Source organism: Myxococcales bacterium, assembly GCA_022563535.1.
Lineage (GTDB): Bacteria > Myxococcota_A > UBA9160 > UBA9160 > UBA4427 > DUBZ01.
Genome location: JADFNE010000100.1, coordinates 1 through 9790, shown reverse-complemented (window position 1 = coordinate 9790; position 9790 = coordinate 1). Strand labels below are relative to the sequence as shown.

The following is a 9790-nucleotide window of genomic DNA, read 5'->3' as shown; positions in this document are numbered from 1 at the left end:
GATAGACTCTAGCCCGAGGCGAGTGCTCAGGAGGTGTTGGGGGTGGTGTTGGGGGTGTTGTTGGTGAAGACCACTAGCGCGGACCGAACCTCAGAGGCGATTCAGAAGCGGTATAGAAGACCAGCTCCGATCGAGAGGTACTGGTAATTCGTGATGGTCGACACCGGCAGCACGTAGCTCAACTCGAGGTCGAAGACGAAGTTCTTCGTGACGTAGATGTCGATACCACCACCCATGCGAAGCGCGACCGCCGTAAAATTATTGACAATCTTGGTCTGGGGGCCCAGCACACTGGTCGTAACAGACTTGATATTGAGCGCGCCAGCACCGAGGGTAACGAATGGCTGATAGCGCCCTGACAGGAGATATCCTTTGACGTTGCTGCTCACGAAGATCGGATCGATCTCAACCGAAGAGATCTTCCCCTGCGAAGAACTGACAATGTCGCGGTCTATCGGGCTAAGCCATTCGACCCCGAGTTCGACCGAGAACCATCGACCGCATCGATAGCCTCCACGAGTCGTGACAACGCCACTGCCGTTGTTTCCGTCCAAGGAAACGTCGAACGGCGAGAGCACCTTGTTGAGACTGTCTTCTTCTTTGTCCTTGAAGTCGGGACCGGGAAGGCCGTAGCCGGCGTTCAATCCCACCATCCAGCCTCGGCGATCAAACTCCGAGCGCGGGGTTTCGCCTCGCCCGGCGATGCTTGTAGCCATGCAGACCAAGGACATGACCAGACCCGAGGCTCCAGTGATTGCAATGCCGGCGGTACTGCCATGTCGACCCGCGATCGCCGGCGACGCAGCTAGCATAAACCCGATAATTACGATGATGAGACTTTTGCCCATGTTGCCCACGTCTACTTTTCTCCCGCTGCAAGGCAATGATTCCAAGCGAATCCTTCCAGCTGCGCCGGCCGATGATGTCATTTTATCTAGCGACCTGCAAGCAGCTCGAGAGGCTAGATTTCGTAACGCAGAATAGTAGTTGCGCCAAAACTGCCGATGAGCTCACAATTTCATTTAGCCTTGATTGTACAGCCGCCGTGTGAGATCCTCGACGCGTCACTATCGAAGCCGGGGAATTTGAGGCTAAGATGACGCACCGGCCAACCGGCCAACTGGTAATAAAAAGTCATTAGAGGCGGTTTGAACATGAGTCGAAAGTTGTTTCTGCTATTGCTCGGAGTTGCACTGGCGACAGCATGCAGCGAAACCAACAAAACTGGATCTTCGGGAGTCATCGATGCGCCCGTTCTCGATGTTTCAGGAACCTGGATGGGAACGTGGACAAGCGATAATCCCCCGAACCCCTCGACGATCTCCGGCACGGGGGACATCGTGATGGTTTTCGACCAAAGAGGGCAGGTGGATCCGAGGGGGGATCTAGCCGCGGAAGTAACGTCCGCGTCGCTTTCGGGCACGACCTGCTGGGATGGCGTTGTATGTATCGTTGGTACAAGTTGCCCCAGTGTATCGTTAGGTTTCGTCGAAGTGGTTGGGCGTATACTCCTATTTCTGAACCCAGATCCAGCGCCCGCTGTCGACCATCGGCTCGATGTGACTTTAGATATGCTTGGAAACGAGCTGAACGGGACCTACCTGGTCGAGACCCACAGCGATCCGAATTGCATAGGCGATACCGGGACGATCACCGCGACGCGCATGGATCCCTGATCGATCCCAACGCTTCCACTTCCGTCCCGACCCCTCCCGCCGGATCGTCAATCCGCTGAGAGTGCCGTCATGGCATGGCTCAAAGAAGCTGCGCGCAGTCCTCGTAGTCGACGAGACCCAGGCGGCCGCCCATGGGTTGGCTGAACGAGCGGAAGCCGAGCAAGCGCTGGACGTGTTCGGGCATGCGACGCGCTTGTTCGAGGGTGGTGGTGAGCTGGTGGTTTTCTTCGGAGCGAAGCCAGCCCCGGCAGAACCCGGCGTGAAGTCCTACGCGCCACTCGTTTGCAGTCGTATTCGCCCCGCCGCCGTGGATGATCTTGCCGCTGTAGAGCAAGGCAGAGCCGGCCCGCATGACAGCGCGTCTCATTCGATCCGGCGTCGCGGCCTGACTGAAGTCCGTCCACAAATTGCTACCCGGTATCACCACTGTGGCACCGTTTTCTTCGCTGAAGTCGGTGAGGGCGAAGATGGCCGTGACCGTGATCTCCTCGCTCGGGTTGATGGCGCCCGGCCAATTGCCCTCGTCCCGGTGCAGCATTTGGGGTGTCTCAGCGGGTCCGATGCAGATCAACTGCCCGGTGTTGAGCCAATAACCATTGGGCTGGAGATAGTGATCACCCAGCGCGCGAAAGAGCGGGTCGCACAGCAGTTGCACCCAGCCATCCGAGCGCCCGGCGAGACCCGTGATGCGCTTGGTTTCACGGCCGTGGAAATCCTTCCAGAAATCGTGAGCGTCGTCATTGCAGCCGGGCGAGTGCGTTCCCACCAGGGGCATCAACTCGTCCTGAAGCTGGGCGAATAGATCTTTTGGCACGAAGTCATCGACGATGACTCCGCCCGCGGTATCGATCGCTTCCCAAAGCTTGTCCGGCGAAACGCTTCGGTCGAAATGTTGTAGCTCGGGCATGTCCGCTTCTCCATCTTCTCTGCATGGCTAGATGCATGGCGCCGGCATCAATTTTATACGACGAATCGAACCAGCGCTCGAACCTGCTCAGCAGGCAAAGCCCAGATTGAAATGGTCCAGCAGCTTTAGCCAGAGTCCTCGCTTGCCGTTGTTGCGGTCGGCTCTCGCCATTTCCTTGCGCGTCAGCGTTACGCCGATCCAGCGCAGTGGCTCCGGCGGCCACGCCATTGGGGCCTTCTTGACGAACTGCATCTCGAGGATGTCGGTCGGGTTGTAGCCCAGCAGTTCCAGGCCGATCCTGGCACCGAAGCGCGTGGCGCCAACGCCGTGTCCCGTGTAACCAATTGCCCAGGAAACGCGGCCATCGTAGGCAGAGCCGGGCGCCATGCAGAAGCGCGTGGTCGATGCGATGATGCCGCTCCAGCGGTGGCTGAAACGAATGCCTTCGAGTTGCGGAAAGGTTTCGAAGAACTGCTTGGACAACCGGGCAAAGCGATCCGGCGGGTCAGCCCATTTCTGATCCCGCTGGCTTCCATAGTGGTAGTTCACCACGCCGCCGCCTCCCCAGGTAATGCGATTGTCGTGGGTCAACCGTGTGTAGTAGAACATGTTGACGTAGTCCCCGACGCCGTGTCGTCGCTGCCAGCCGATTGATTCGAGCTGTGCGGGGGAGAGGGGCTCGGTGGCAAACGCGTAGTCCCAGACCGGTATGATGGTTCGATTCGCTTTGTTGATCGGGCTCGGGTAGGCGTTGGTGCCCATCAGGATGCGGTCGCAGCGAATACTGCCGCCAGTCGTTTCGAGCTTCATCCCCGATCCGTCCGGGCTCATCGTATGCATCGAGGTGCCTTCGAAGATCCGCACACCGAGTTCGAGCACCACTTTCTTCAATCCCCAACAGAGATAGGCGGGATCCACGACCCCGTCCTGCCCCTCGTGTTCCCACAGCCCCGCGAAATAGGTCGGCGAATTGATCTCCTTGCGGATCGCCTCCTGGTCGAACCAGACAGGGTTCTCCCCTTCGTCCTTCAGCTCTTCGTACTCCTCGCGCAGCGCCTGCGCGCGCTCCGGGCTGGTGGCGACCGTAAGCTCGCCGACGTTCTCGTAGCGGGCATCAATCTTGTGTCGCTCGAGGGTGTCGATGAACTCCTTGAGGTTTTGCTGTCCGAGTTCATGCAGCCGATCCGTTTCGCCGGGAAAGTGGACATCGGAGTTCGAGTCCCCGTGAGAGAGGCTCGAGCTGAGAAAGCCGCCATTGCGCCCCGATGCACCTTCCGCAATCTCTTTTGCCTCGATCAAGATCACGTCTAGATCGGGCATCTGCTCTTTGGCCTGCATGGCTGCCCATAGGCCGGTAAAGCCACCCCCCACAATCAAAAGCTGACACTTTTCGTCTTTCGCCAATGCCGGCAGGGGTTCGGGACGGGCATCCTGGTCCGTCCAGAGGGGCGCAAATTTAGAATCAGCTAGAGCTTGCAGGTGGGGTTGCACGATCGAATCCGTTCTCAAATGGGTTTGCCGGCACGAACCGGTCAGGAATGGGCGCATTATTACGGATGGCGGTAGCAGAGCGCTAGCTTCTACAATGGGTCTTGGGTGTTGGTTGTTCGTTCCCCTCTGGGGTTGCCTTGCCCACTCGTCAGGGCTTCCGGTGGCCTGCGTTTGGCCTGCGGGTACCGAGACTTCGGCGTTCCCCCCGGTTCGATTCGCCGCCCGGGGAGGGGCAAGGCGCGAGAAATTTCCATACCCTCTGGCCCCGGCCTTCGCCAACATCGAGGCGGCCGACGACGAACGCAAATCCTTCCACCGTCTGCTTTGGCTGTAGAACGGGCTTGCCCAAAAAGCAAACGCTGTAGGGAATCAGTATGAACTCGCACGCAAGAGTAGTCATTGTAGGTGGTGGGATGATGGGCGTTGGCCTGCTCTACCACTTGGCCGAAGAAGGCTGGACCGATTGCGTCCTGATCGAAAAGGGCGAGCTGACTTCAGGCTCGACCTGGCACGCCGCTGGCCAGTGCCCGAGCTTCATCGGCGATTACACGATGGCGATGATCCATCACCACAGCAACACCCTCTATCCCAAGCTCGAGGAGTTGACGGGCCAGTACACGAGCTGGCATGGCTGCGGCGGAATTCGCCTGGCCACCACCCAGGCCGAACTCGAGTGGTTCAAGCACGTCGCCGACATTGCCAAGCACATCGGCTACCGGATGGACGTGATCGGGCCCGACGAAATCCGACGCATCAACCCCTTCCTCGACACCACCGGCGTCATCGCGGGAGCCTGGACCCTGGACGACGGTCACGTAGATCCTGCCGGTACCTGCAACGCCATGGCCAAGGGCGCCACGAACTTCGGCGCGACCATTATCCGCAAGAATCGCGTCATCGACATCAATCTGCTGAAGAGCGGCGAATGGGAAGTGGTGACCGAGCAGGGCACCATTACCGCCGAACACGTTGTAAACGCGGCGGGTTGCTATGCGCGCAAGGTTGCGCAGATGGTTGGTACCGACGTTCCGATCTGGAATACCGAGCACCAGTACTTCATCACCGAACCCATCAAAGAGTTCGTCGAGCGCGACGAGGAAATACCGGTGATGCGCGACCCCACTGCGTCCGCCTATTACCGGCAGGAGCAGAAATCTGCGTTGATCGGCATCTACGAGGTCGACATCGCTGTACAGGCCTGGCGTGACAACGAAGGTCAGCCGGAGTGGAGTTCCCATAGCGAGCTCTTCGAGGCCGACTTCGAGCGCGTCTACAAACAGTTCGAACGCGTGCTGAAGCGCATGCCCATCTGGGCTGACGCGGGCATCAAGTCCGTCACGAACGGCGCCATTCCCCACACACCCGACGACAACCCCCTGGTGGGCCCAGCAGCAGGGCTGCGAAACTTCTGGCAATGCAATGGCGCTTCCATCGGCATCGCCCAGGGTGCGGGCTGCGGCAAGTTCCTCGCCCAATGGATTATTCATGGCGCGGCCGACGTCAACATGACGAGCCTCGATCCGCGACGCTTCGGTGCCTACGCGGACGACGACTACATCGCGGCAAAAGCCTTCGACGCCTACATCCAGATGTACGCGCTCCACATCCCGGGCGAAGAACGGGAAGCGGGCCGCCCGTCGCGCACCACGCCCATCTACGAAAAACTCGTCGACAAGGGATGCGTGCACACCGAAGCCTTCGGCTGGGAGCGCCCCAAGTGGTTCTCGTTGGACGGACGCGAAGAAGAGCTTTCGTTTTGTCGCAACAATGTCTTTGAAGTAGTCGCGGAAGAATGTCGCGCCGTGAACGAACGCGTCGGGGTGCTGGAGCTTTCAAGCTTTGCGAAGTTCGACGTGACCGGGCCGGATGCGGAGTCGTTCTTGAACCGCGTATTCGCAAATCGCATGGCCAAAAAGACCGGTGGTATCAAGCTCGCGCACCTGCTCAACGATGCGGGTCGCATCCAGACGGAAGCCACCATCACGCGTATCTCGGATGAGTGCTTCTATATACTCACCGGTGCGGCCTGGGAGGTGAAGGATTTCGACGCCATGACCCAGGCGATCCGCGAAGGGGAGCAGGTCGCAGTCGAGAATGTCACCGATCAGTGGGGCAACTTGATTGTCGCCGGGCCTTCTGCGCGCGAGCTGCTGAGCAAGATCACCGACGCCGACGTTTCCAATGACGCCTTCCGCTGGCTCACCGCACAGGAGATCGAGATTGCCGGAGTGCCGTGCCGCGCGCTGCGGGTCAACTATGTCGGCGAATTGGGTTGGGAACTCCACCATCCGATGGAACGCATGTTGGAGCTCTACGACGCCATCTGGGATGCGGGCCAGGAATTTGGCATCGCGGACTTCGGCGTCTACGCGGTCAACAGCTTGCGGATGGAGAAGTGCTACCGGGGCATCGGCGCAGAAATGACGAACGAGATCTCGACCGTCGAAGCCGGCCTGGGACGTTTCGTGAACATGAAGAAGGGCGACTTCGTGGGCCGCGACGCCATTCTGCGCATCGAGCGTGAAGGTGTCAGCCAACAGCTCGTCTATCTGGAAGTCGACGCTTCCAACGCAGATTGCCTGGGGGGAGAGCCGGTCTACTCCGACGACAAGGTCGTGGGTGTCACCACATCTGGCGGCTTCGGCCACCGCATCCAGAAGAGTCTCGCCTTTGCCTACGTGGCGCCCCAATTCACTGAGGTGGGGACGAAGATCGAAATCGAGATTCTGGAAGAGCGCCGCATCGCGACCGTGCTCGATCCCGACCCGGCCTTCGATCCAAAGAACGACCGCCTGCGATCCTAAGCCGGCTTAGGCCGTCTCGCTTTCCGTAGTCTTACCCCCGATTGCGTCGCCGATGGCGTAGATGGCAAAGCCCGCCAACATGCCGGGCAGCGCTTCATAGAGGCCAGCGCCGTAGCCGAGCCCGTACTTCCAGCCGAGCACGGCGAGGAGTCCGCCAATCATCATGGCCAGCGCAGTCGTGCTCGTAACCCTGCGTCCCAGGCAACGAATCACCAGCAGCGGGCCCAGGGAAGCGGCCAGACTCGACCAGGCGAGCACCACGAGCGCAAACACGCTCGACCCCATCAACGCAAAACCCAACACGATCGCCGTGACGAAGACGGTGCCGGCCTTGTTGTAGTAGTGGCTTGCGCCCGGTCGCGGCAGCAGGTCCTGGGTCAGGGCCGCCGAACACGAGAGCACCTGGGAGTCGGCGGTAGACATGGTGGCCGCGAACAATCCCGCGAGTACCAACCCCACCAGGACGGGGTGCAGCAGCTGCATCGAGAGCGTGGGCATTGCGAGTTCCGGATCAAAGCCGCTCAACTCTGGCAGTAGCAGCCTCGCGGTCAGGCCGACACCGACCGCCGAGATCGAGAAGAGCACGTTCCATGTCACGTACACTCGCCTCGCCGACGCCATGTTTTCGGCCGAATCGATGGCCATCGCACGAACCATGATATGAGGTTGGCCCACGACGCCAAAGCCCGCCGCCAGCCAGCCGAGCACGAACATCGCAAAACCGAAGGGTGCGTTTGCGGGGACGATGCTCACGAGTTGAGGGTCGATTTCAGCGAGTGACGTCCAGAGCGCCACCGGCCCCCCCGCATCCGAAATGCCCACCAGCAAAAGTAGCAGCATCGCCACGAACATCACGACAGACTGAACGACGTCGGTCCAGATCGACGCGCGAATGCCGCCCGAGAAGCAGTAGACCACGACGATCAGCGCACCCATGACAGAGCCGGCTACCAGGTCCCAGCCGAAGAGAGCGTGCAGTGCCTTGCTTCCGGCGGTGAGTTGCGCGGCGGCGTAGGTGCCGAGGAACACGAGAACGATCAACGCTGCGACCTTGACGACCTTTTCCCCGCCCTCCATCCCGTGGCCCAGGAACGAGGGAATCGTCGCGCACCCGCCCTCCTCGGAACGCTTCCGCAGGGCCTTGGGAATGCCCACCAGCCAGGCGACGTAATCGCCCGTCACCCAGCCCCCCATCAACGCGAGTGACGAGAGACCCTCGGTATAGGTTGCGCCGATCAGACCGACGAACATGAACCCGCTGTTGTTCGTGGCGACTGCGGAGAGCGCCACCACCCAGGGGCCGATGCTGCGGCTCGCGAGGAGATAGTCTTCGCTCGTGTTCTTTCGACGACTCGCCGACGCGATGCCCACGCCGAGAAAGAATAAGAGACAAACAATGAAACTGACGACGACAACCGTCATGGATGCACCCCCCTATGACCGGGGTTGCTTTTCCCCGCACGGCCGAGTTTGACATATTGCTGCCAATCGGCGCTTCGCAAAATTGAAAATTTCTTTAATACCGCCGCCAGGGCTCGCAAACGCCAATTTTTACCTGCTGACAGGTGTCGGCGACTGCGAGAACCCTCGTTAAACTTCCTTTCCTCAGATAAGAACCGGAGTCGACGCATGAGCAAGGGCAAGAAGATCGCGGTGTTTCCCGAGCCCGGCGCCATCGGGCCGGTGATGAATCTCATCGGAATTGCTCAGGGGCTTCGCGACCTGGGGCACGAGTGCAGTTTCATCCTCGACCCGGGCCTGGCCGGAACCGCCGAGCGCTATGGCTTCTCCGAGCAACACATCTCCTGCATGGAACCGATGACGCCCGAAGAATCCGCGAAGTACTGGGGCGACTTCATGCTCAAGTATCTCCCCAGCTTTCGGACCTCTCCCTACGATCAGATTAGTACTTACGTAAAGGGATGCTGGGAGGCGATCATCGACACCTCGAGGTGGTCGGTAAAAAATGATCTCGGAGAAGCGTTTCGCAACATCGGCCCCGATCTGATCATCAACGACAACGTCGCTCTATATCCCCACACCGAGACTGTAGGTGTTCCGTGGGTGCGCATGATCTCGTGCAGTGAGAACGAAATCACGGACCCGAACATTCCTCCCCACCTGTCGGGCTGCAGTGCAGACGATCACGCGGGCTTCGAGCGCTATCGCGCGCGCTTCGAAGAAGTAATGAAGCCGATCCATGACGATTTCATGGATTTCATTGAATCGTGCGACCACGAACGCCTGCCGTTTCCCGAGTTCGTGCTCCCCTCGCCATATCTGAACCTGCTCCTCTACCCCAAGCCGCTGCGGTACGAGCGACGCCACGCGCTAGATCCCGAAAAATTCATCTATCTGGACGGCTGTGTGCGAGAGGAACCAGAGGGCTACGAGGTTCCGACCTTCAGCGAGAACAACGATGGGCCCCTGATCTATTTCAGCTTCGGGAGCCTCGGCGTCGCCGATGTCGAACTCATCAAGCGCATGATCGTCGTGCTGGGCAAATCGCCCTATCGGGTTCTCGTCAACGTGGGCGACTATCTCGACCAGTACGAAGAACCGCCCGGCAACATTCAGATCGCCTCGTGGTTTCCCCAACCCGCCGTGATTCCTCACTGCGACGTGGTGATTCAGCACGGCGGCAACAACAGCCTGAACGAGACCCTCTACTTCGGCAAGGCGCCCCTGGTGATGCCCTTCGTGTGGGATGGCCACGATAACGCCGCGCGCGTGAACGACACGGGGCACGGGATCGGGATGCCCCGCTACGACTGGACCGATGACGAACTGCTCGACAACATCGAGCGGTTGCGCACCGATCCGGCCATTCAAGCGCGAATCGCGGAGACGAGCCGCTACATGCAGAAGCAAGACGGGCGCATGACCGCGGCCAACAGTATCGACCGGCTCCT

6 protein-coding genes are annotated in these 9790 nt (G+C 59.8%); 2 read left to right on the top strand and 4 right to left on the bottom strand.

Annotation, left to right across the window (positions count from 1 at the left end):
* Positions 1-101: 101 nt before the first annotated feature.
* The 3 genes from IH881_18930 to IH881_18920 all read right to left on the bottom strand — a co-directional run bounded on the left by IH881_18930 (position 102) and on the right by IH881_18920 (position 4077).
* On the bottom strand, positions 102-857 hold the full coding sequence (locus IH881_18930) for an outer membrane beta-barrel protein (protein MCH7869776.1): 756 nt from the start codon (positions 855-857) through the stop codon (positions 102-104).
* Positions 858-1755: 898 nt separating this feature from the next.
* Positions 1756-2583, bottom strand: coding sequence for a phytanoyl-CoA dioxygenase family protein (locus IH881_18925; GenBank protein MCH7869775.1), 828 nt, complete (start codon positions 2581-2583; stop codon positions 1756-1758).
* Positions 2584-2670: 87 nt separating this feature from the next.
* Positions 2671-4077, bottom strand: a complete 1407-nt coding sequence (locus tag IH881_18920; protein MCH7869774.1) for an FAD-dependent oxidoreductase — start codon at positions 4075-4077, stop codon at positions 2671-2673.
* 371 nt (positions 4078-4448) lie between these two features.
* Between IH881_18920 and IH881_18915 the strand changes: the two genes are divergently transcribed.
* Complete coding sequence (locus IH881_18915) at positions 4449-6878, top strand: FAD-dependent oxidoreductase (GenBank protein ID MCH7869773.1); 2430 nt, start codon at positions 4449-4451, stop codon at positions 6876-6878.
* A gap of 6 nt (positions 6879-6884) precedes the next feature.
* Here the strand turns inward: IH881_18915 and IH881_18910 are convergent, their stop codons facing one another.
* Positions 6885-8300 carry a sodium/proline symporter gene (locus tag IH881_18910; protein ID MCH7869772.1) on the bottom strand — a complete coding sequence of 472 codons (1416 nt, stop codon included), beginning with the start codon at positions 8298-8300 and terminating at the stop codon, positions 6885-6887.
* Between the two features lie 207 nt (positions 8301-8507).
* On the opposite strand from IH881_18910, the gene IH881_18905 reads away from it, so the two are divergent.
* The coding region (locus IH881_18905; GenBank protein ID MCH7869771.1) for a glycosyltransferase at positions 8508-9790 on the top strand (1283 nt) is incomplete at its 3' end.

Bases quoted from the DNA above. Each gene is read 5' to 3' on its own strand.
- IH881_18925 (MCH7869775.1), bottom strand. From the start codon at position 2,583: ATGCCCGAGCTACAACATTTCGACCGAAGCGTTTCGCCGGACAAGCTT.
- IH881_18915 (MCH7869773.1), top strand. From the start codon at position 4,449: ATGAACTCGCACGCAAGAGTAGTCATTGTAGGTGGTGGGATGATGGGC.
- IH881_18910 (MCH7869772.1), bottom strand. From the start codon at position 8,300: ATGACGGTTGTCGTCGTCAGTTTCATTGTTTGTCTCTTATTCTTTCTC.